Below are 22,605 nucleotides of genomic sequence, written 5' to 3'. Positions count from 1 at the left end.
TAGTTGTTAATGCTAAAAATCGAGTGGCATCGTATGTTGATCTTGTTCCGCTGAATCGTTATCTACTTGTGTCTCTTGCGCAATATCAGCAAGCTCTGCTGCTAGTGTCTGCTCATCAATGGTACGCAATGCGTCAGTGATGACTGCTTTGGATATATTGCTACGCCCAAGGTTCGAAAACATCGGCTGAATATAATTGAGTACTTCCATCATCGCACCGATGCGATGTGGTCCCTCAGTAAGCAAATAATCAATAATTCGATCATCAAACTGCCAACCACGTCGACGCAAGATAGATTGTAATAACGCCTGACGGTCGGCTAAGTCATGACCATTGGGTACTTTAAACGTAGGTGCTTGTGCCAAACGAGTCAGCAAATCCCTCAATTGAAAGGGCAAATCACCAGCAGGCTTATTGGCTGCAAACAACAATTGACGCTGACCTTCACGACTGCGGTTAATCAAATGAAATAAGGCTTCTTGCCATTGACTGCTTTGCTCCAGCACCTCTAAATCATCGATCGCGATTAGATCGAAGTTTTCTAGAGAGGAGAGGACGTGCACATCGGTATGAATCAACTCATTGAGTGACAAACAAATCGCTGACTTGTCCATCTCAATAAATGACTCACAGATAGCAGATAATAAGTGCGACTTGCCCGTAGCAGGACTGCCAAATAGGTACAGCTGACCGATCAGGCCGACATGTAGTTGCCGCACTGCATCAATAATCGACATCCAACCAGGACCGGCGAAGTCACTTAGACTTGCATCATGCTTAATGTCCAGATTGAGACTTAGCTGTGCTTCTGCCATGAATCATCAACTCGTTTTGCGTAATGCAATAAATAAAAGGATAAATTATTAATAACTGTCTTTGAGGTACTCTTATACTACCTGATATAAACTTGCTGCGTTAGCATCTCGTTGTTTTAATCGAGAGTATATCTGAGAATTACCTAATCAAAAGTCATCTTGTTAACGACCAACTGGATAACGGCTGATACTGTCAATACTGCGCCTATATATAACATATTTGCAAAATGACTGACAAGTCTTTTACCTATTAAGCCTTATCCATCACTATTTACTTCTCACACCATTTACTATTAATTCCCCATGACTCTATCAATTTAACGATAAAATACTTATCTCTTCTCGAATAAAGCCAATTGCTTACGACCTTTATAAAAATCTGTCGAACGATAGTAGATGTATAAATGGCGAAACAGTACATTAAGCACGGCAGAGACAGGCAAAGCAATTAGCATACCAACGAAACCCAATAAGCTTGCGCCTGCCAATACGGCAAAAATCACCCACAGCGGCGATAGACCTATCTTATCACCCAATAGTAACGGCTGTAGGATATAACCTTCGGCGGCTTGCCCAACTAAAAACGCTCCGACGATCAGCGACAAATACGTCCAATTTAGCCCAAACTGGAACAGGCATGCGATAATGGCAGCGATAAAACCAATGCCAAAACCCAAATAAGGAACAAAGCTGGCAATACCGGCAACCATACCAATAATAAGCCCAAGCTCAAGCCCAATAAGCTGTAATTGCACCGCATAAATAGCGCCCAATAAGACCATCACCAATAGCTGACCTTTGATAAATGCCATCAATGCAAGGTCACACTCTCGAGCAATCTGAATGACTTTTTCGCTATACGCAGCGGGAATCGCCAGCTTCCATGTCTGCAGACGCTGATCCCAATTGAACAAAAAATAAAAGGTTAAAATCGGTACTAGCACAATGAGTCCAGCATTATTGATGAAGTTCATGCTCGACACCAATATTTGGTTCATCATGGTACTGGCATCTTCAAACTTATAATTGGTCTGCATGTATTCAACCAATGTCTCAGAAAACCCTTTAGACTCCAACTCTGGCAGATTGATACGACTGTTGTTAACGAACCATTCACGTACGACTTCATTATACCAAGTTAAGACCTTAGGCAGATACTCCCACGCCGCTTGCAACTGATGCCACAAAGTCGGTATTAACCACCAAAGCAGTAGCACCATTCCTAAAGTGATGGTGGAATAGACAATGATAATCGCCACCCAGCGTTTGATATACTTCGATAAGCGTTTGACCAGCGGATTGAACAAATAAGCCAGTACGAAAGCAAAGACAAACGGTATAATGACTGGCATCATCAAATACAGTAACAATATACCCACCACCATCGCAACGACAATAAATAAGCGCCGAAAAAAAGGATCTATTGGTTGGTTCATCATGACAAGGAATCCTATGATAGGCTGATTTAAGATGGAAGTATAATTGAAAGAAATGATACGTCTTATCGTACAACAACGGTGTAATAGCGAACTGTTATCGACAATAAATTTAGCGTTCCATTATCGCAGAGTACAGCAAAAAATCCGTCATTTTTTGTTTCTTAACTTTTTATTTACCACTTAAAGTCAGTCTTCGTGAAATATCCGCCAAATATCCGCAAGTTGCTTTGCGAGTAAGGGTTATTTTTGGGTATAATGCGCGCACTATATTCAGAATTAACACGACCAACTCGATTTTCTACTGACAGACCTTCATTCCCTATAAAATTTGTGAGATGACCATGAGTAACAAGCCTTCTTTAAGCTACAAAGATGCTGGTGTTGATATTGATGCTGGCGATGCGTTGGTACAACGTATTAAATCAGTGGCAAAAGCCACCTCTCGTCCTGAGGTTGTGGGCGGACTTGGCGGCTTTGGAGCGCTTTGTCGTATACCAACTGGTTACACCTCTCCTCTACTCGTGTCGGGCACTGACGGCGTCGGTACTAAGCTCAAGTTGGCATTACAGCTGAATCGTCATGACACTATCGGCATTGATTTAGTCGCCATGTGCGTCAACGATTTATTGGTTTGCGGTGCTGAGCCATTATTTTTCTTAGACTATTATGCAACTGGTAAGCTTGATATTGATGTAGCAGCGACTGTGGTCACAGGTATTGGTGAAGGCTGTAAGCTATCAAACTGTGCTCTGATCGGCGGCGAAACCGCTGAGATGCCAGGTATGTATCAAGACGACGATTATGACTTGGCTGGATTTTGTGTCGGTGTGGTCGAAGAAGCGGAAGTCATCACTGGCGAAAACGTCGCAGAAGGCGATGTATTGATCGCTCTTGCCTCAAGTGGCGCACACTCAAACGGTTATTCATTGGTGCGTAAAGTCATCGAAGTCAGCGGCATTGATGTGACTACTAGCGATGAGCAACTAGATGGTCAACCTATCCAAGACGCGTTAATGGCTCCTACTCGCATCTATGTTAAAGCGATTAAAGCGCTACAAGATACTCTTGGTAGCTCAGCGCTGCATGCAATGTCACATATCACTGGTGGCGGCTTAACCGATAATTTACCGCGTGTATTACCAGAGAATTTAGCTGCTAGCATTGATACGACTAGCTGGCAGTTCTCAGAGCTATTCACTTGGTTACAAACTCAAGGAAATATTGAACAAAGCGAGATGTACCGCACTTTCAACTGCGGCGTTGGTTTCGTCATTGTTGTACCTAAAGATAAAGCAGATGCGGCTATTCAAACTTTGAACGATGCTGGTGGAAAAGCTTGGCAATTAGGCGAAATGGTGAAGCGTGAAGCGGACGCCGTGGTGTACCGTTAATGTTAGATAGTCAAAAAAAAATTGATAATAACCCTTTACGGATTGCTGTACTGGTATCTGGTAGTGGTAGCAACTTGCAAGTACTGATAGATGCGATGCAAGCTGGCGCACTGCCAATTGAGATTGTTGGCGTCATTAGTAACCGTGAGGATGCTTATGCCGTCACCCGTGCAAAAGACGCTGACATTCCTGTGGCAGTATTGTCACATGTTGCTAGCGGCAAACGCATGGGAATCAAGACTTTTGAGACTCATGCCAGCAGCCAACTAGCATCATGGCAACCAGATCTCATTGTGTTAGCTGGTTTTATGCGTGTCTTGAGTGCAGATTTTATCGATACTGCACCAGCGCCGATGATTAATCTGCACCCCTCTTTGCTACCTGTCTATAAAGGCCTTGACACCCATCAGCGTGCGATACAAGCAGGTGAGCGACATCATGGCTGTAGTATTCATGTCGTCACTGCCGAGCTCGACGCGGGTACTGTTTTGACCCAAGCGCTGTTAGAGATACATCAAAAAGACACTGCCAATAGTTTGCAAGCACGCGTGCAAAAGCTTGAGCATCAATTGCTCCCTTGGACGATTTTATTATTGGCCAAAGGCGCACTCTCGCTAGACCGTGCTCAAGCAGCCAATCAACAAAGTATGTCTTTACCAACGTTACCGTTAAAACTATATTTGAACGACTGAGTAAATAGCGACAATCACAAATTATCAGGTACCAACTATCAAACTTAAACTCTTCGCATAAAAAAGCCCAGTCACTCAATGAATGACTGGGCTTTCTAATAGCTACCTTTAAAATCTTCTAAAGCATATTAATCCCGAAGACGTCAGCTATTATTGACTTTTATGAACATGTAGCCCTTTAATATTTACAAATTCTTTGATACCAAAACCGCCATGCTCGCGACCATGACCTGAGTTTTTCACTCCACCAAATGGCAACGCTGGATTTGCAAGACCGTAACCATTGATGTAGACCATGCCCGTATCAAACTCTTCACGCGCTAGGCGAATGGCTTTGTCTTCGTCTTTAGAGAAGATAGCACCGCCCAAACCGTAGCGACTGTCATTGGCAATGCGTAATGCATCATCTTGGTCTTTGGCTCGTATTAATGAGGCGACAGGACCAAATAACTCGTCATCATAGGCAGGTTGGCCTTTTTCGACATTCTCCAAGATAGTGGCTGGATAAAAACTGCCTTTACCTTCTGGCAATTGACCACCAACAGCAATCGTTGCGCCTTTTGCCACACTGTCTTCTACTTGCTCATGCAACTTTTCTTGTAAATCTTTGCGGGCTAATGGACCAAGATCAGAGGCATCATCCATCGGATCGCCAGATTTAGCATCTGCAAATTTTTCGACAATGCGTTTACGGAAATCATCGTATAAGCTATCAACGACGATAAAGCGCTTAGCGGCGACACAAGTTTCACCGTTATTAATGAGACGCGCTTGGGTACAGGTTTCTACTGCTAGTTCTAAATCCGCATCTTCTAAAACAATAAATGCATCGTTAGAACCTAATTCCAATACTACTTTTTTGATAGCTTTCGCTGCTTGCTGACCAACGATACTACCAGCGCCATCACTACCTGTGAGTGTAACACCGCGCACTTTGTCATGACCGATTAACGCTTCTGATTGGTCGTGATCGATTAAGATCGTACGGAACAAATCGTTTGGTAACTCTGACTCATGAAATATTTTTTCAATCAATAACCCTGAGCCAGTCACGTTTGATGCGTGCTTGAGTAAGATACTATTACCCGCCATCAGATTCGCAATGGTATAACGGAACACTTGATAAGCAGGAAAATTCCATGGCTGCATGCCATAGATGACACCGATAGGCTGGTAAGTCACAATACCTTTTTTCAAGCCTTCGATATCACGCTCATCATCAGCAAGTGCAGCCACCCCTTTTTCTACGGTATAGTCACAAATTGCCTTACACAAATCTATTTCTTGTAAACTCTGGCTATAGAGCTTACCACGCTCCTCAGTCATGAGTTTAGACAACTCTTCTTTGTACTTGAGCAATGTCTCACCGATGGAATTGATGACTTTTGCGCGCGCTTTATGGCTGGTTTTACGCCACTCAGTAAATGCTTGGTGCGAGGATTCAACAATCTTGTTCACCTCATCATTACTCATGTAATCGTATTCTTTAATCGCTTCACCCGTTGCTGGGTTTATAGTAGTAATATCTGCCATGATTATTATCCTTATTTATTAAACTATTTTATTGGTTTGAAAATTGATCGCTTTATCATCTGAAAACTTAGAAACACATAAACCAAGAATGGTCATTTTATGAACACATATGATTAAATTGGACAACTTCTTCAACGATTTTATGAAATCCGATACTGTTGTATAACTTAACAATAGGCTATGTATTTATCTTTTTTCTTAAGTGGAATTTATCATAGCAAAATGTACAACGAGTAGTTTTACAAGTTATAAAGAAGTGTTCGTAAGATGTTAAGAATGTGACTGACAGATTTATTAGATCAAAATCTTGGACGAGATTTTTCAGCAAAATTACGACAATAAAAAACCAGCGCTTGGGCTGGTTTAATAAATAAGCAACTGATAACCAAAAATAAATGGCTTAAAACAAATGGCTTAAAACAAATGATTCATCACAGGAATTTCTTGTGGTGGATTCTCTTCTTCGTCAACAATTTGACGAGCCACATGCATGATAAGCTGACGCAACCAACGATGGGCGGGATGATGCTGCAACAAAGGCGACCACGCCATCGTTAGCTCAAATTCAGGGATAAAAAATGGTGGCTCGACCATCATGATACTGTCGTTATTAGCTTGCATTTTTGCCACACGCGTAGGCAAAGTTGCAACCAAATCTTTATTGGCTGCAAGCATGGCTGGCATTTGATAGTGGCGGGTAAAAACACTGATTTGACGTTTTTGACCTAAACGTTGCAGTGCTTGATCAATTGAACCTAGGCCACCAGATTTTTCTGGATTGACACCAAATCCTACACCCATACCAGTTTTAGAGACCCAAACGTGCTGCGCCTTAAGATAATTTTTCAGATTAAAGCGATGAGCATAAGGACTGTCAGAGGACAATAGGCAGCTAAAGGTATCGCGCCAGACCAAAACTTGGTGGAAACTTTGCGGAATTTCATTAAAGCGGTTGATCGCCAAATCCACTCGCCCCTGCTCCATATCACGATATGAGACGTCCGATGGCGTCAAGAAATCCAAGATGACATTTGGTGCCTCTGAGCGCAATGCTTTGACCAATTTTGGTACCAATGTCGCTTCAGCATAGTCTGAGGTCATGATACGAAAAACGCGCGAGGTACTATAAGGGCGAAACTCAGTACGTGGCTCTAATACTTGTGTCAAATCTGCCAGTATTTCACGGATACGAGGCTGTAACTCCAAAGCGCGTTCAGTCGGCGTCATGCCTTCGGATGAGCGTACCAGCAACGGATCATTAAATAGCTTACGCAGCCGGCGCAAAATATTACTCATCGCAGGTTGGGTAATGCCAAGCTGCTCAGCTGCACGAGTGACGTTTTTTTCTCGTAACAACACATCTAGATGTACCAATAAATTTAAATCTACCCGCTGCAAATTCATATATGTCTCTTTACCTTAAAATAAATACCACTACAAACGCGGCGTTTTTTGCCCTGTTATTTAGTATAAATCATCTATAACAGCATGAAATAAGGACAATTTTATATTAATTATTTTGATATACGCTTATTATAACTGAAATTATTCATTATAAGTCATTGTTTTATATATACTATCATAAAATTAAATACCCAAGATAATAATCATAAACTAGATAAATCAAGGCAACCTAGCTATAGTGGCTAGCAAGCACTTAATTAGTCCTTGTTTAATGTTAGGCTGTCGCCGTGCGTTTTGATGGATTGACTACCACAGGTATTTTATCGCATTTTCATGCGGAAATACGGACATAACATTTATTACGCAAACTTAATTTTTTGCTCTCATTTGTTTTTAAGCTTGAATGAGTAGTTGGCACTTTTTAGGGCAATAAGCACTTTAAGAGTTAAAAAGACTTATAAAAAAGCGCATTCAACCTAAAACGAAAGACCTAATAATAAAAGCTGACCAATTCGACAGGTTTTATTTGCTTTTATCATAATTTTCTTATAGTTTAGTAGAGATTGCTAACGCACAAGGTTTATATTTTAGATTTTTACTTCTGCCAGCATCTTTCTACATATATCAAAATTACCTCAATACTTGTAATTTTCTAAGTTACTAATTTTCACCACCCCAAGGAGACATAGATGTCAACTGCATATAAATCAGCGATCGACTTAGTACGTGAATTAAAGCAAAAGCACGGTAACTGGCAGAATATCAGCGAAACCGATGCGGCACGTATGATGTCACAAAACCGTTTTAAAACGGGCTTAGATATCGCCAAATATACTGCAAAAATCATGCGTCAAGACATGGAAGACTATGACAATGATACGTCTCAGTACACGCAGTCTTTAGGTGCATGGCATGGTTTTGTGGCTCAACAAACCATGTACGCTAAGAAAAAATATTTCGGTACTACGTCTAAAACTTACATCTACCTATCAGGTTGGATGGTTGCAGCCCTTCGCTCTGAGTTTGGTCCTCTTCCTGACCAATCTATGCACGAAAAAACCTCTGTACCTAAGCTAATTGAAGAAATCTATACCTTCTTGCGTCAAGCTGATGCTAAAGTATTGAACGACTACTTCCGTGAGCTAAATGCTGCAGAAGAAGCGGGTCAAGATACCTCAGCCATCCTAGAAAAAATCGAAAACTTTGACTCACATGTTGTGCCAATCATTGCTGACATCGATGCAGGTTTCGGTAATGAAGAAGCCACTTACTTGCTAACTAAGCAAATGATCGAAGCTGGTGCTTGTGCTATTCAGGTTGAAAACCAAGTATCTGACGCGAAGCAATGTGGTCACCAAGCAGGTAAAGTCACTGTACCGCATGAAGACTATATCGCAAAAATCAACGCTATTCGTTATGCATTCTTAGAGCTTGGTGTTGAAGACGGCGTTATCGTTGCTCGTACTGACTCTGAAGGCGCGTCACTAACGCAAAAAATCCCAGTATCAAATGAGCCAGGCGACCTTGCTTCTCAGTACATCGATTTTATCGAGATGGAAGAAGTCACGCTAGAAAACGCCAAAGAGAACGACAGCTTGCTTAAGCATAACGGCAAACTAGTACGTCCAGTTCGTCTTCAAAATGGTCTATATCAATTCCGTGAAGAAACGAACATCGACCGTGTCGTACTTGACTGTGTAACGGCTCTAGAAAATGGCGCGGATCTACTATGGATCGAAACACCGACTCCAGACGTCGCACACATCAAAATGATGGTTGATCGTATTAAAGAGCAACAGCCAAAAGCTAAGCTTGTATACAATAACAGCCCATCGTTCAACTGGACACTGAACTTCCGTAAGCAAATCATCGCTCAGTGGGAAGAAGAAGGCAAAGACCTATCTGCCTACAATAAAGATGACTTGATGAGTGCGGATTACGATGGTACTGAACTTGATACAGCAGCTGACGAAGCGGCTAGAAACTTCCAACGTGATGCATCACGTGAAGCAGGTGTATTCCATCACTTAATCACGCTACCTACTTATCACACCACTGCGCTTAGCGTGCATGAGCTTGCTAAAGGCTACTTCGGTGAAGATGGTATGCTTGCTTATGCTGCTGGCGTACAACGTAAAGAAATCCGTGAAGGCATCGCTTGTGTTAAGCATCAAGCAATGGCGGGCTCTGACCTTGGCGATGATCACAAAGAGATCTTCTCTGGTGAAAATGCCCTTAAAGCTGGCGGCGGCAAGAACACGATGAACCAGTTCTAATCACCGACCACTTATAAGTACATCTCGTAAGTACCAGTTATAGAGAAAGCCGTCCTATCTTGTAGGGCGGCTTTTTTATGTCTGCTTATTTTCACTCTATTATTGTAAGATTTTGAGCATTGTGAGCTTGTTAATTCTTAATTTGAGTGATTATTATCCTTACTATCAGCCTCTTTTATATTATTGCTATTATCCTCTTTCTGACTACTCTGTATACCGACTGAATTATGACTTTTTGAATTTTCACCCATCAGCTCACGCTTCATATTTTTTATACGGGGATCATGTTTAAAAAATTTACGATAGATTGCTTTTATCATTCTATAAATTAGATAAAAAATACCGCCAAGTACAAGCAGCCACCACAGTTGTATCAATCCAAGCGCTACTGATCTAAGTATCTCCCAGCCATCTTTAAATGCTTGACCCACTTGACTACTAAAACTTGGTTGCTCAGCATCTAATAGCACATCCAGATTTTGTGTGGTTTCTTTATAACTGATATCTGGCTGCATAAAGGTCAGGTTAATGGTGCTATATTGAACTTTATCAGCGATAGCCAGTTGCTCAAGCTTGGCAAGCTCTTGCTGACGACGTGCCACATAAGTCGCGGTAATAGCATCAACATTGCTACCTTGGTCTTTATCATTTTTACTACTCAGGCGTTCTTGGCTAAGCTCGCTTGCCATATCACTATTTAGCTGGCTCGCTAGCTGTTCACGATAAATATCTAATGTCACATCTTGAGCACTAAACTGCTGCCCATTTAAAAATGCGACTTGCTGTTGTAATTGCGCTAGGAACTTACTGACATTGGCGCGAGGAATACGAACCGTCATGTCAGCTTGACGAGTGTAGGTTGTAATCGTGATATCTTTATTGCCTTGTACAAAGGTTCGACTATCACGTGGATGATTGCTAATATTGCTAAGTGCCACATAACCAGCCTGTTGCCGTGTCAAACTCTCAATAGCATCACTAGTTTTGACGACATCTTCAACTTTAAAATCAGCACTGGCAGTTATCAATAGCGCTTTGCCCGCAATTTTAATGTCTGCTACCTGACTACCAAGGGTCTGTTCACTAGTGCTCGATAGGTTTTCAACCTCTAAATCATTAGCGTTAGAGGCATTATTAGCTGCCACATCGGGCATGATGCCAGCCATCTCACTATCAGCAACCTCCTCCGTTGCAGACTGAACTGACTCCATATCAGCACTACTCTCTGCATATTCAGAAGAGCTATCGCAGCCGCCTATCAATAACACAGACCCAAGCATTATCGGTAGACATAAAACTGATGGAAACGAGGCTTTAGGCAGTAATATCGAATGAGACTGCTGAGTGTCATACTTCTTTTGATTGCATTGCGTCATTATTTTATAATCCGGCATTTTATGAGATATGGTAAACATATTGGATAAAAATATTTTAGCTTCTCTTATAAATCCAATCACCCTTATCCTACTTTTGTTTAATAATTAACGTTAATTATAATGATTACCTACTAAAAGTATATCTCTAATATCGAATCAGATTATTTATAGAAAAAATTTTGCTTGTTATTCGCCGATAGCTTTCATACGATGGTAGTCATTCAAATTTATTAAAATAATCGGGAGCCATCATGCAAGAGATAGAGCTAAAGTTTTTGGTACCAGAGTCGCGACTGAAAGGTTTGATGCGCCAAGCACGAGTCAAATCTTCTGAGGTGACGCAACTGGCTGCCCATTATTATGATACCCCCGACCAACAGCTTGCAGAGGCAGGCATTGGCTTGCGTATCCGTAAAGAAGGCGATGCTTGGGTACAGACCATCAAAGCGGGCGGCGATGGCATTGCAGCACGCCTAGAGCATAATGCGGTACTGGATAATGAACAAGTACAAGCGATGCTCGATAATAATACGCTCATGCCTGATTTAACCATTTATAAAAACACCTCTGTCGCCCCTGCCCTGGCTGAATTTAAGCTAAAAAAACTGGCTAAAAATCTCACACGGTTATATGTGACCGATGTAGAGCGCACCACACGATTGCTAGTGGATGATAGTGGCAGTGATGGTGATGCAAATAACCATGTCGAGATGGCGTACGATTATGGAGAAATTATTCACGGTAATGATGATACTCAGCGTGATGCTATTCAAGAGATTGAGTTTGAGCTGATATCAGGAGATATCGATTTTTTATTTGCAACCGCCAAAACTTGGTGTAAGCGCTACAAGCTTTGTTTGTCTACGGTGACAAAAGCTGAGCGCGGTGGTTTACTCATCACAGAACAGCAGCATAGTCCAGCTGTCCACGCTGTCCTTGACCAGCTAAATATCGATAAAAAAATCAGCATGCCTGCTTTTGTGCGCGCAGCGGTACATAACTGTCTTTTGCAAATACTGCCCAATAGCAGCGCTATCGTCGCTGGCAGCGAAGAGGACGACCATGCATTACAACTATACATTGGTATTACCCGCTTGCAAGCTGCCCTACAAGCATTTGCCAGCTATTCTGACGAAATCAATCCAGACTGGCTGCCAATACTAAAACAAACAGCCACGTTATTGAATGAATATCGAGAGCTTGCCCATCTTGCCTCACATATAGAGCCTAACTTACAGCAGCATGGTGCACCTACTGTCGATTGGGCAACAGATATGGATGCGCTGAAGATTACTCCGAAAGAGGCTGTCAGTGCCAACGATTTTCAGCTGACCTTACTTGAGCTGATCGCCTTTACCATGAGCGACCCAAGCCTTGAACCACAGGCTGATCAACTCGCCATCGATAAACTGGCAAAAACCTTATCCAAACAGCAGGCAAAGCTTGGCAAAGCAGTACAAGAGCTACAGAGTAAAAAAGACGTTGGCTCAGATAACATTAATATAGAAAGCAATGATTTAAAAGATAATGATTTACAAAGTGTTGACTTAGACGATAGTGACTTAGAAAACGTAGATTCAAAAAGTGACGATATAAAAAATATTGATCTAGACAGTAATAATGCAGAGCACGAGCTGCATGAGCAGTTAACCACCTTACTTTATATCAGTGAGTTTGCTACGCTATTATTAGATAAGAAAAAGTCAAAAAAGAAAAAAGCCAAGAAGGAAAGTAAACGCTGGCTAAAATACTTAGCAAAAGCGCAAAAGACTTTGAATAAATATCATAATCATAAAATGTACCAACAGCGCTATCAATTAAAGTCGAAGACAGATAGCAGTGCGTTGTATGGCGCTGGCTGGTTTGCAGCCATGCTAGTGAGAGACCTTAAGCGCACAGAAAAACGCTTGGCTAAAGTGACAGACAGCTCAGTATTTCGGTAAAAATGCTCTTATAGTCATTCCACTATAAAAGCATTACAGCGTTAACCTCGCTTGAAGTATTTAATATACATCTACACTCGGTTGCCTTGTACTACTTTTAAATTGAATCGACTATAGCAGCATGAACCAAGCTTAAAATAAACTAAGCTTAAAATAAAAAAGACAACTCACTTTATATGGGCTGTCTTTTTTTAAGCGTTTTCTTTGAGGTGCTTTTTTTGATCGGATGCTTAAATTCAGCCATTTGAAAAACGTAATACTTCAACTGAGTTAAGCATATTTCAAAAATTACTATCCGCTTTCTACATCTAGCGTGTTTGTAAGCTTAAGTATTTTATAAGCTCAAGTGTTTTATAAACCTAGCACTTTCATACGCTCACTAACTGGCTGATACGTTTTTTCGCCAGCAGGCTCAACAATGTTGCCAAATGGCATTTGTGCCACCAATTCCCAACTATCTGGGATAGCAAAAGCCTTAGCTGCGTCTTCATCCACAAGCGGATTGTAGTGCTGTAGGTTGGCACCAACATTTAGAGTACGTAGCTCTGTCCACATCGCATACTGATGCATGGCTGAGGTTTGCTGAGCCCAAACTGGGAATCTATCTGCATATAACGCAAACTGTTCTTGCAGTGACTCAGTCACGTTTTTATCTTCATAAAACAGCACCGTACCCGCCGCCGCACGGAAGCCATCTAGCTTTTGCTTAGTCCCAGAAAAGTCACCATCGCCGACGGCTGCACGCAGTTTTTCTTCAGCGATGTCCCATAATTTCTGGTGTTCGGCACCAAACAGTACGACCAATCGCGAAGATTGTGAATTAAAAGCAGAAGGCGTATGCAATAAAACACGCTCTGCCATATTGACAATCGCTTGTGGCTCTACTGGTAGCTCGTTGCCCAATGCATATATTGAACGGCGTTCATCAAAAGCTTGTTGTAAAGTAACTAGGCTTTCTTTAGACATCGATATTATCCTTATAGTTATCATAAAATATAGGTCAAACGAGCCAGACTAAGCATGGCAAGTTGATCATTCATAAGCAAGCTATTATAGCAATATGCTAAATAATATCTAGACTCTATAAAGTTTTATTTATCAATTACTCTATAAAGTTATTCTGTTTTACTTAGGACATGTCCTAAGCCTGAACGAAAGTACCTAAATGGACTAAGAATGGTTAATGAGCAACAATTGTCACCGATATGCCCTCTGCAATTTGGTCGAACAATTCAATAATATCCTCATTACGCATACGTATACAGCCGTGCGAGAGTGGCACACCCATCGGCTCACTGTCAGGCGTACCATGAATGTAAATATAACGCTGATAAGTATCACAGCCACCTTGACTGTTACTGCCTTTATTAAAGCCCTCTGCCACACCACTTAGCCAAAGAATACGGCTTAATATCCAATCGCGTTCAGGATGTCGTTTACCAAGCTCAGCACTATATATCTCGCCCGTAGGGAGGCGTCCGATAAACACGGCATTCATGGGTTCATTTGCGCCAATCTTTTTGGCGATAAAGTGTTTGCCAAGAGGTGTGCAGCCGCTATCTTGTTGACTGCCAATGCCATTTTTAGCAGTAGACACCGTATATTGAGCCAATTCTCTATTATGCTGGTAGAGCGTTAATGTTTGCTTAGCAATATTAACCACTAACTGCACATCAGAACTTTCGTTATTTTTCTCGTTATAGCTTTCGTTATTTTTCATAGAATATTTCCAACGGTCATTTACTCAATAGATATCATTATTGACCGCGTGATAAGTAAGTGGATTGATTTTTTCTATTATTAAGGGATTGTATCAAGGCTTTTGGCACCGTAATATAGGGGCACACTTTTTGATGCTAGCAGATTATGACGACTATTTCACCGACACGTGTGTCGATGTATGATTTTCTCTATCAAGATACTAAGCCGATGGTATCTTTATTGGCAGATGCCGCCAAGCTTTCATTACCACAAGCTCGATTGGCAATGGATGCCAGTTTGCAGGCCATTATCAGTGCCTTGCTTGCTTACCAGCAGCATAACGACGGACAAGCTGTGAGCAAAAAGCTATTTAGTCGCGGCGCTGTCAAAGAGCTACGCCAATATAATTCGATGAATTTTTCGACTATCAATGCGACGTTATATCATCGCCATGAAGCGGCGGATGCGATATTTTATGATAATGCTCGCGTGATTAAAGCGAGTGACTATATTGCTCAGCAGATTGACGCAACAACGCAGCAAGTACAGATACTCCTCACGTCCTTATGCGTGATTGTCTTACGTGAACTAGCTATTTTAGCTGACTATAGCCAACTTGATAACGACGAGATGGATAAGTGGTTCGCTTTACAGCCACAGTTTTTATCAGCTGCTCGCTTTGCCATCAATGAGCCAGCGTCTGTCTCTGTTAAATTGAATGAGGTAAATGAAGATAACAGTCTAGTCGCAGCATCAGAGATCAATTTAGACTCGACATTAAAAACAAAATCAGCAGCCGAATCCGAAAAACATCCTAATACAGAACGTGCCTTATTAAGTACAGAGCAGCTCGCTGACACCCCACCAGCGTTCAATCCTTACTGGAATGAATTGACGACATTCAAGCCTGAAAATCAACAGCCTGTGCAAGATATGCAATTGGCAACTGGTAATTATTTAAAAGCCATTGGGCGCTCACCTGATAACTTGCAGCAAGGTCGCCATAACGACATGCTAGTCTTTACAGAAATGCAAGCCATTGCCTTGCCACACCAACGCTGGCTATTACAGCTCGCCAAAATCTCAGATATCTATCTCAGTCGTAATCGCCTACGTATTACCTCCGAACCTGCCAGCGCACCCAAACCGCCTTTGGTAAGCTTGGGTCTAATTGGTGGTAATAACGATAATACACCGACTACCACCAGCGAAAAGCCCATTGAATACGAGGCATCAATACCCCTCTGGAAAAATCCGGTTATCCTGATTATTATTGCTGTGATCGGGGTGCTTGGCGGGCTTGCAGCGCTCAAGTATCAAAGCCAAAAATCTGACGGTGTGTTACTGGCGTCAGAAGAGGTCATAGAACAAGATATTATCGAAGAACGTCAACAGCAGGATGTGGCTATTGTCATGGTTGACGATGATGAGCCTGATGACAAAGAAACAAAAGCGGCTCAATGATAAATAAAAGCTCTGAATACAGGACTTCTTAATTAGCAAAAAATTATCGAACAAACCTTCAAAAAATCCACAAAAAAAGGCGCTATTCATATAGCGCCTTTTCTATTCATATTTTTTATTCATGCTTTATCTAGCACAATCTATTAAGACTGGCTTACTTCGATAAATCACGACCACGGCTGGCTTCAATCGCCAAACGTAGACCATTTAGACGGATGAAACCTTCTGCGTCTTTTTGATCGTAAGCGCCCGCATCATCTTCAAAAGTCGCGATTTTTTCGTCAAACAACGAATCATCTGACTTACGACCAACAACGCTCACAGCACCTTTGTATAACTTCACACGTACGGTGCCATTGACATATTCTTGTGACTTGTCAATCAATGCTTGTAGCATCATACGCTCAGGACTGAACCAATAACCGTTGTAGATAGTTTTAGCGTAGCGTGGCATCAGCTCATCTTTTAAATGCGCCGCTTCACGATCGAGTGTCAATGACTCAATACCGCGATGCGCTTTTAGCATAATGGTACCCGCTGGCGTCTCATAGCATCCGCGTGATTTCATGCCAACATAACGGTTTTCTACGATATCTAGGCGTCCGATACCATGCTGACCGCCAATCTTATTTAACTTAATCATGACTTCGTACGGCTTAAGTGCTTCACCATCGATGGCAACGATGTCACCTTTTTCGTACTCTAATTCTAAGTATTGAGCTTCGTCAGGTGCTTCTTCTGGGCTCACTGACCAGCGCCACATATCATCTTCTGCTTCGGCGTAAGGGTCTTCTAAAATGCCGCCTTCATAAGAGATGTGTAGTAAGTTGGCGTCCATTGAGTACGGAGATTTTTTCTTATTGCCCGCATAATCAATCGCAATGTTATGCTCTTTGGCATATTCCATCAAGCTCTCACGGCTAGACAAGTCCCACTCACGCCATGGGGCAATGGTGACCACGTCAGGCGATAAAGCAACGGCGCCAAGCTCAAAACGGACTTGGTCATTCCCTTTACCAGTCGCGCCATGACTGATCGCATCGGCGTTGTGTTCTTTAGCAATCTCAACTAAGCGCTTGGCAATTAACGGACGCGCGATAGAAGTCCCTAGCAGATACTCGCCTTCATAGATAGCGTTAGCGCGGAACATCGGGAATACATAATCACGGGCGAACTCTTCACGTAAGTCTTCAATATGGATATGTTTGATGCCCATGGCTTCGGCTTTGGCGCGTGCTGGCTCAACTTCTTCACCTTGACCGATATCAGCAGTAAAGGTAATCACTTCTGCATCATAGGTTTCTTGCAGCCATTTAGCGATGATGGAGGTATCAAGACCACCTGAATAGGCCAAGACGATTTTATTAATATTTTTTGGATCAAGTTGAGCCATGAAGAACTCCTATTGTGAGCATTTAGTGTTAGGAAAAGCGCTAATATTCAATCAAAAGATAAATTACTTGCTCAGTGTACATCATATTTACTATAGGCAAAAGTGCAACTGCCCCATGGCATAAGCTTTTGATTTAAATTTTGGGTCGATAGATTTCAATTATTCACATGTAGTTGACAGTTGACTGCCGCAAATTAAAAAACAACCCATGTATTATGTACAGATATTTAGCCGCATATTTAGTCAAGTAGGCAAATCTGTTATAATAGCAGTACAGTATCCCTTCCTTTTATTTCCGTATATGACGATATAGAGCGCGACGACATTATGACTGATTCGATTAGAGAATTGACCATCCTTCAGCCAGACGATTGGCATATCCATTTACGTGATGGCAAAGCATTGAGCACTACTGTATCGCACGCAGCAAACAGCTTTAACCGTGTCATATGTATGCCAAACTTAGTGCCTCCTGTTAAGAACACTGACGATGCGCGTGCCTATCGCGACCGTATCATGGCGCACTTAGTAGCCAGTGAGCTGAGTGCTGAGCGCAAAACTGCATTTGATCCACGTATGACTTTATATCTCACTGACAAAACCACTGCCCAAGATATCGAGATGGCAGCACAATCAGGTATCGTCCAAGCGGTCAAGCTTTATCCTGCTGGCGCGACTACCAATTCGGCTGATGGTGTCACCAATATTAACGCCTGTGTCGATGTTTTTGAAGCATTAGAAAAGTACAACCTACCACTATTGATACATGGCGAAGTGACGCAAGATCATGTGGATATCTTTGACCGTGAAAAGCGCTTTTTAGACGAAGTGTTGGCGCAAATCATTGTCAAATTCCCTACATTAAAGATTGTCGTCGAGCATATTACTACCAGTGATGCCGCTGATTTTGTCTTAGCACAAGGCAATCACATTGCCGCCACTATTACCCCGCAGCATTTAATGTTTAACCGCAATCATCTATTGGTTGGCGGTATCAAGCCACATTTTTATTGCTTGCCTATTTTGAAGCGTGAAAGCCATCAAAGAGTATTATTAGATGTGGCAACCAGTGGCAATCCTAAGTTTTTCTTAGGCACGGATTCAGCCCCGCATGCGACGGATAAAAAAGAAGCCGCTTGTGGCTGTGCTGGCTGCTATAGCGCCGCAACTGCCTTGCCATTGTATGCCACCGCTTTCGATAGCGTGGGAAAAATAGACAAGTTAGAAGGCTTTGCCAGTCGTTTTGGGGCTCAGTTCTATGGATTACCAGTCAATGAAAGCACGATTACGCTTGTCAATACGCCTATGCACGTGCCAGCAGCCTATCCTTATTTTGATGGCTCATCATTGACCCCGCTTATGGCAGGCGAGACACTGCCTTGGTCTATCAAAGCATAAAACTCACTAAGCAAAACCATCTGTATTCTATTTTAACTTGAGAAGTTTAGCCCTATGATAAGAATGACATCTGCTAACCAGCAGTGTGATTTGTATCATAGGTTATTTATTGTTCATTTAATGTCTTAATTCAATATAACAGTACGACTGATAAAAGCGATTTAACCAGATATGACCACTCCAAACGATGCCGCCTTACCTGACGAAAACCCATCAAACCCTGTAGATAATAGCATTAAGAGCCCAGCAAATAGTCACACAGAAGATGCCGCAGCAGACGAGCTAGCACCAATGCGTCTAAAAGACCGATTTCGTAAGTTTCTGCCTGTCGTCGTTGATGTGGAAACTGCCGGCTTTAATGCGCAAACCGATGCTTTACTAGAAATTGCCTGCATTCCTGTACTACTGAATGAGCAAGGTGTGTTTTATCCTGGGGAAGCATTCAATGCTCATATCGAACCCTTTGAAGGCGCGAATCTTGAGCCAAGTGCCCTTGCCTTCACTGGCATTGATCCCAACAATCCAATGCGTAAAGCCATTGCCGAAGATGAGAAAACAGCACTACGCCGTATCTTCAAAGGGTTAAAAGAAGTACGCCGTACTGAAGACTGCCGCCAGTGTGTCTTAATCGGGCACAACGCTCATTTTGACTTAGCATTTTTGAATGCGGCGGTGCTGCGTACCAATAACAAAAGTCACAACCCGTTTCATAACTTTTCAGTTTTTGACACAGTGACTTTATCTGCGCTGGCATTTGGTCAGACAGTACTAGCACGGGCTTGCAAAGCAGCAGGGCTTGATTTCGATGGTAATGATGCACATTCTGCCCTATACGATACACAAAAGACCGCTGAGCTGTTTTGTCATATCCTAAACCATTATCCTATGCTGGCTAATGCGATGCATACTGAAGAAAATAAAGAGGATTCGACTGAGAGTAGTCACAAATAATCCATTTATCACATATCCTATATTGCCAACTACCCATAATAGTGCTATTTGTAATACTTGATGACTTTAACATCTTGGTTTTACAATCAATAGGGATATGATTGATATCACAATAAATCAGCCACTTGTCTAACCGTTGAATATCATATTGTGTAAAACAATTCAAAAACCAGACAAGTTGTTGTAATTACTCACATTAGAACGTCTCGTTATATCCTATAGATGGTTTCAGTTGCCCACATTGTCGCGATAGCCAGTACGATTCATGCTATCGAGGCGTAATAGGAGGGACTCTATTATGGATCCACAGCTTAAGTTATGGGGAACCATCCTCGGTTATATGCTGCTCGCATTGACTATTAGTGCTTGCACTTCACTATGGATTCGCTATCATTTAAAGCGTAATGACTTACATCCTCGCCGTGCAATCAAAAAAAGATACTTAATTTTAAAAAGAAGAAGAAAAAGGCTTGACAGCAAGCGCAGACGCTATTAGAATACGCACCACTTCAGCATAAAGGTGAAAGCAGCTGAGGTGTTGTGTTACTAGTCCCCATCGTCTAGAGGCCTAGGACACCGCCCTTTCACGGCGGTAACGGGGGTTCGAATCCCCCTGGGGACGCCACTATTTGGCGTCACTTATTAGCAAGTTTGCTGCAAAGCATCTGATAAGACTAATAAGCGTACCACCAAAAAGTCCAATCACAATACCATTGTGATTGGGCTTTTTTTATGCCTGTTTTTTATATCATGAGGTTCTTGATATCTTAGCACTCAGTTCGTCATCGCCGATTTACTTGATAAATGAAGCATAATTAATTTTATACATAAGATTCGGTATTAAGTTCGCTCAAGATATTAAGGTATATTTACTAAGCGTCGCTATCTATGGTTTCTATACCTAACTTGATGTTTTGTTTATTTATTGAACTCTTCACCATAAATTTAAGCAAAAAAATCCAGCATTGAATACTGGATTTTTAAATCAAACAATCTATTTTTACAAAAACTACCAAATCTTATCTGATAGCATTAGCCACAACAATGTCATCACAATCATGATACCGAGTACTGTTTGAATCAAGAAGAATGCTTGATGCTGACCAACAACCTTACTTAACGTCACCCCTAACGTGCTGTACTTGATAGGTGGCGTGTCAATATTGCCAGTTCTTGCTTGTTCCTCATAATACCCTTGTAAGATATCTAAAAATTCGCGCCATGCGTTAGAGCCCCAATCATAGGGTTTAAATGGCATGAGTTTTTTCAGCTCAGGCTCTTTGGTCATCCAACGTTCAAGTGTAATGGAGCGTAGAGACCAGTTCGAAAAACGGCGTTCAGTAATTTCTGAAAAATCTAAGATTTTTAATTCTTTATGTCGATCGTCTAATAATAAGCGATTCTTTAGATTGGTTAAATCTTGTTCTGACCCTTCTGCACATTGAAAAAAGTAGCCATTGCCATAGCAAAGAATACCCGTAACATTATCGGCTTGGTTACGCTCAATCGCGACCTCTGAGATGTCGTTAAGCGTGCTGGGGCTTGAAAGACCAGTCGAAGTAATTTGGCTTATATATATAAGCTGGCAGAGATCTGTCGTCACTGGATTTGTCGAATCATTGATTGTTGACAATCAGCTTCTCCCTATTTTTAGGTAAATGTAGCTAAGACAACCATACTAAATTTAGAAAAAACATAGAAACAAGATCTTTGAAAATATCAAATAGGCTTGGTATATTATTGATTTTATAAATGTTTATATTAATTGTATTAAGTTGGTTACATCATAGGCTAGTTTAGTCATCAAAGCAATATATGTTTATCTTATATCATTAATTGAAAAAACCCAACAATAATTCGCAATTATTTATACTGAAAACTTGCAGTATATTTTTTGAGCAGTGATAGGATAAATAGGTAATATGGGAGGGGGAAGTGATGATAAAAATCGTCAACAATGAGCGATAAGACCACCGGCTCATTAATGAGATTGATACAGACTGGTGGCTATTACGAGTGTTTAATTATTTTTAATCTGCTCAGAACTGGGCATTAATAATCGCTGCGAGCAAGATAGCATCATCAGGATAGGTAAGCTTTATGTTCTGGCGACTGCCAGTCACGAGGCGAATGGGTAGGTCTAGACATTCAAATGCACTGGCTTCATCAGTAATGGTGAGCTCGTATTCAGCGACATAAGTTAATACTTTTTGCAGCTGACCTAAGCGAAACACTTGCGGCGTTTGTGCTTGCCACATATGACGGCGATCGATAGTACATTTAGCGTAAGAATGTGGGCTGCTACTCACTGTCAGGTTAACTACAGGCGTCTCACCTACAAGCTCAGATTGAGCGGTAGACTGGGGATAAGATTCCTTTAAAGTATCAGCCACCGGTGTCGCTAAGATAGCACCATAAGGCTCTAGCATCGCCGCTTCGATGACTTGTTCAATATCATGACTGGAAACCGCAGGACGCGCCGCATCATGAATAACAACCAAATCTGAATCGTCAGCTCCCGCCTCAATAATCGCCTTTACCCCTGCCTGTACCGACTGCCAGCGCTCAGCGCCGCCCATGGCATAATGTATAGGTAGCGCAAAATCCAATGTCTGTGCCGTACTGTCATCTGCTGCGACGACTAATAAACATGTCTCAATATAAGCACTACTAGCAAGCCGTGCTACACTATGCTGTAGCAAGGTCTGCCCTTGCAGCATCGTATATTGCTTGGCGATAGAGGCACCAAAACGACTACCGCGACCCGCAGCGACGATCATGGCATGTACATTAGGTGTGATATTCATAAGGCAATGTTCATAAAGTAG

General features: G+C 41.9%; 18 protein-coding genes and 1 tRNA gene. 9 read left to right on the top strand and 10 right to left on the bottom strand.

Annotation, left to right across the window (positions count from 1 at the left end):
- Positions 1-12: 12 nt before the first annotated feature.
- Together hda and ACI2JM_RS08460 are read right to left on the bottom strand one after the other, a co-directional pair.
- Entirely contained in the window at positions 13-816 is an 804-nt protein-coding gene (gene hda, locus ACI2JM_RS08465) for a DnaA regulatory inactivator Hda (RefSeq protein WP_060491634.1), read from the bottom strand.
- Positions 817-1,148: 332 nt separating this feature from the next.
- Positions 1,149-2,255 (bottom strand): AI-2E family transporter, encoded by a 1,107-nt coding sequence (locus ACI2JM_RS08460; protein WP_060491635.1) that lies wholly within the window; start codon positions 2,253-2,255, stop codon positions 1,149-1,151.
- Between the two features lie 341 nt (positions 2,256-2,596).
- Here ACI2JM_RS08460 and purM point away from each other — a divergent pair, with 341 nt between their 5' ends.
- Both purM and purN read left to right on the top strand, forming a co-directional pair.
- Positions 2,597-3,646: a phosphoribosylformylglycinamidine cyclo-ligase gene (gene purM / locus ACI2JM_RS08455; RefSeq protein ID WP_404643527.1), complete on the top strand. Its 1,050-nt coding sequence runs from the start codon at positions 2,597-2,599 to the stop codon at positions 3,644-3,646.
- Positions 3,646-4,338 carry a phosphoribosylglycinamide formyltransferase gene (purN, locus tag ACI2JM_RS08450; RefSeq protein WP_060491637.1) on the top strand — a complete coding sequence of 231 codons (693 nt, stop codon included), beginning with the start codon at positions 3,646-3,648 and terminating at the stop codon, positions 4,336-4,338. The genes purM and purN overlap by 1 nt, the downstream gene beginning before the upstream one ends.
- Positions 4,339-4,488: 150 nt before the next feature.
- Here purN and ACI2JM_RS08445 read toward each other — a convergent pair whose 3' ends face one another.
- Positions 4,489-5,871: an NAD-dependent succinate-semialdehyde dehydrogenase gene (locus ACI2JM_RS08445; RefSeq protein WP_060491638.1), complete on the bottom strand. Its 1,383-nt coding sequence runs from the start codon at positions 5,869-5,871 to the stop codon at positions 4,489-4,491.
- Positions 5,872-6,285: 414 nt separating this feature from the next.
- Positions 6,286-7,275: a LysR family transcriptional regulator gene (locus ACI2JM_RS08440; RefSeq protein ID WP_045444529.1), complete on the bottom strand. Its 990-nt coding sequence runs from the start codon at positions 7,273-7,275 to the stop codon at positions 6,286-6,288.
- A gap of 689 nt (positions 7,276-7,964) precedes the next feature.
- Between ACI2JM_RS08440 and ACI2JM_RS08435 the strand changes: the two genes are divergently transcribed.
- Positions 7,965-9,551, top strand: a complete 1,587-nt coding sequence (locus tag ACI2JM_RS08435; protein WP_045444527.1) for an isocitrate lyase — start codon at positions 7,965-7,967, stop codon at positions 9,549-9,551.
- Positions 9,552-9,688: 137 nt separating this feature from the next.
- On the opposite strand, the gene ACI2JM_RS08430 is transcribed toward ACI2JM_RS08435, so the two are convergent.
- Positions 9,689-10,927, bottom strand: coding sequence for a DUF4349 domain-containing protein (locus ACI2JM_RS08430; RefSeq protein ID WP_404643524.1), 1,239 nt, complete (start codon positions 10,925-10,927; stop codon positions 9,689-9,691).
- Positions 10,928-11,178: 251 nt separating this feature from the next.
- Between ACI2JM_RS08430 and ACI2JM_RS08425 the strand changes: the two genes are divergently transcribed.
- A complete protein-coding gene (locus ACI2JM_RS08425; RefSeq protein ID WP_404643522.1) occupies positions 11,179-12,870 on the top strand; it encodes a CYTH domain-containing protein in 1,692 nt (563 codons plus the stop codon).
- Positions 12,871-13,221: 351 nt separating this feature from the next.
- On the opposite strand, the gene ACI2JM_RS08420 is transcribed toward ACI2JM_RS08425, so the two are convergent.
- Positions 13,222-13,836 (bottom strand): nitroreductase family protein, encoded by a 615-nt coding sequence (locus ACI2JM_RS08420; protein WP_404643520.1) that lies wholly within the window; start codon positions 13,834-13,836, stop codon positions 13,222-13,224.
- 214 nt (positions 13,837-14,050) lie between these two features.
- The gene (locus ACI2JM_RS08415; protein ID WP_404643518.1) at positions 14,051-14,590 is read right to left on the bottom strand and encodes a L,D-transpeptidase family protein; all 540 of its coding nucleotides are present in this window, start codon (positions 14,588-14,590) and stop codon (positions 14,051-14,053) included.
- A gap of 146 nt (positions 14,591-14,736) precedes the next feature.
- On the opposite strand from ACI2JM_RS08415, the gene ACI2JM_RS08410 reads away from it, so the two are divergent.
- Positions 14,737-16,035 (top strand): hypothetical protein, encoded by a 1,299-nt coding sequence (locus tag ACI2JM_RS08410; protein WP_404643516.1) that lies wholly within the window; start codon positions 14,737-14,739, stop codon positions 16,033-16,035.
- Between the two features lie 154 nt (positions 16,036-16,189).
- Here ACI2JM_RS08410 and ACI2JM_RS08405 read toward each other — a convergent pair whose 3' ends face one another.
- Positions 16,190-17,428: an argininosuccinate synthase gene (locus tag ACI2JM_RS08405; protein WP_193008743.1), complete on the bottom strand. Its 1,239-nt coding sequence runs from the start codon at positions 17,426-17,428 to the stop codon at positions 16,190-16,192.
- A gap of 327 nt (positions 17,429-17,755) precedes the next feature.
- Here ACI2JM_RS08405 and pyrC point away from each other — a divergent pair, with 327 nt between their 5' ends.
- From pyrC to ACI2JM_RS08385, 4 genes are all read left to right on the top strand, one after another.
- Entirely contained in the window at positions 17,756-18,826 is a 1,071-nt protein-coding gene (gene pyrC, locus ACI2JM_RS08400; protein WP_238035140.1) for a dihydroorotase, read from the top strand.
- Positions 18,827-19,117: 291 nt separating this feature from the next.
- The gene (gene rnt, locus ACI2JM_RS08395) at positions 19,118-19,777 is read left to right on the top strand and encodes a ribonuclease T (protein WP_201600334.1); all 660 of its coding nucleotides are present in this window, start codon (positions 19,118-19,120) and stop codon (positions 19,775-19,777) included.
- Between the two features lie 298 nt (positions 19,778-20,075).
- A complete protein-coding gene (locus ACI2JM_RS08390; protein ID WP_140412980.1) occupies positions 20,076-20,273 on the top strand; it encodes a hypothetical protein in 198 nt (65 codons plus the stop codon).
- A 53-nt stretch (positions 20,274-20,326) separates the two neighbouring features.
- Positions 20,327-20,402: transfer RNA gene (locus ACI2JM_RS08385), tRNA-Glu, on the top strand.
- A 384-nt stretch (positions 20,403-20,786) separates the two neighbouring features.
- Here ACI2JM_RS08385 and ACI2JM_RS08380 read toward each other — a convergent pair.
- Together ACI2JM_RS08380 and ACI2JM_RS08375 are read right to left on the bottom strand one after the other, a co-directional pair.
- A complete protein-coding gene (locus tag ACI2JM_RS08380; RefSeq protein ID WP_045444510.1) occupies positions 20,787-21,410 on the bottom strand; it encodes a BLUF domain-containing protein in 624 nt (207 codons plus the stop codon).
- A 406-nt stretch (positions 21,411-21,816) separates the two neighbouring features.
- Positions 21,817-22,584, bottom strand: coding sequence for a 2-C-methyl-D-erythritol 4-phosphate cytidylyltransferase (locus ACI2JM_RS08375; RefSeq protein WP_314884301.1), 768 nt, complete (start codon positions 22,582-22,584; stop codon positions 21,817-21,819).
- Positions 22,585-22,605 lie beyond the last annotated feature (21 nt).

The organism is Psychrobacter sp. NPDC064578, from assembly GCF_044901245.1.
In the GTDB taxonomy this organism is placed as follows: domain Bacteria; phylum Pseudomonadota; class Gammaproteobacteria; order Pseudomonadales; family Moraxellaceae; genus Psychrobacter; species Psychrobacter cibarius_C.
The sequence above is the reverse complement of the archived record's forward strand: the minus strand, read 5'-3'. Positions and strand labels throughout refer to the sequence as shown.

Excerpts from the sequence above, each read along its gene's own strand:
- purN (WP_060491637.1), top strand. The coding sequence starts at position 3,646 with ATGTTAGATAGTCAAAAAAAAATTGATAATAACCCTTTACGGATTGCT.
- ACI2JM_RS08410 (WP_404643516.1), top strand. The coding sequence starts at position 14,737 with ATGACGACTATTTCACCGACACGTGTGTCGATGTATGATTTTCTCTAT.
- ACI2JM_RS08420 (WP_404643520.1), bottom strand. The coding sequence starts at position 13,836 with ATGTCTAAAGAAAGCCTAGTTACTTTACAACAAGCTTTTGATGAACGC.
- ACI2JM_RS08445 (WP_060491638.1), bottom strand. The coding sequence starts at position 5,871 with ATGGCAGATATTACTACTATAAACCCAGCAACGGGTGAAGCGATTAAA.
- rnt (WP_201600334.1), top strand. The coding sequence starts at position 19,118 with ATGCGTCTAAAAGACCGATTTCGTAAGTTTCTGCCTGTCGTCGTTGAT.
- hda (WP_060491634.1), bottom strand. The coding sequence starts at position 816 with ATGGCAGAAGCACAGCTAAGTCTCAATCTGGACATTAAGCATGATGCA.
- pyrC (WP_238035140.1), top strand. The coding sequence starts at position 17,756 with ATGACTGATTCGATTAGAGAATTGACCATCCTTCAGCCAGACGATTGG.
- ACI2JM_RS08460 (WP_060491635.1), bottom strand. The coding sequence starts at position 2,255 with ATGATGAACCAACCAATAGATCCTTTTTTTCGGCGCTTATTTATTGTC.
- ACI2JM_RS08415 (WP_404643518.1), bottom strand. The coding sequence starts at position 14,590 with ATGAAAAATAACGAAAGCTATAACGAGAAAAATAACGAAAGTTCTGAT.
- ACI2JM_RS08440 (WP_045444529.1), bottom strand. The coding sequence starts at position 7,275 with ATGAATTTGCAGCGGGTAGATTTAAATTTATTGGTACATCTAGATGTG.
- ACI2JM_RS08430 (WP_404643524.1), bottom strand. The coding sequence starts at position 10,927 with ATGACGCAATGCAATCAAAAGAAGTATGACACTCAGCAGTCTCATTCG.
- ACI2JM_RS08425 (WP_404643522.1), top strand. The coding sequence starts at position 11,179 with ATGCAAGAGATAGAGCTAAAGTTTTTGGTACCAGAGTCGCGACTGAAA.
- ACI2JM_RS08390 (WP_140412980.1), top strand. The coding sequence starts at position 20,076 with ATGGATCCACAGCTTAAGTTATGGGGAACCATCCTCGGTTATATGCTG.
- ACI2JM_RS08405 (WP_193008743.1), bottom strand. The coding sequence starts at position 17,428 with ATGGCTCAACTTGATCCAAAAAATATTAATAAAATCGTCTTGGCCTAT.
- ACI2JM_RS08435 (WP_045444527.1), top strand. The coding sequence starts at position 7,965 with ATGTCAACTGCATATAAATCAGCGATCGACTTAGTACGTGAATTAAAG.
- purM (WP_404643527.1), top strand. The coding sequence starts at position 2,597 with ATGAGTAACAAGCCTTCTTTAAGCTACAAAGATGCTGGTGTTGATATT.
- ACI2JM_RS08375 (WP_314884301.1), bottom strand. The coding sequence starts at position 22,584 with ATGAATATCACACCTAATGTACATGCCATGATCGTCGCTGCGGGTCGC.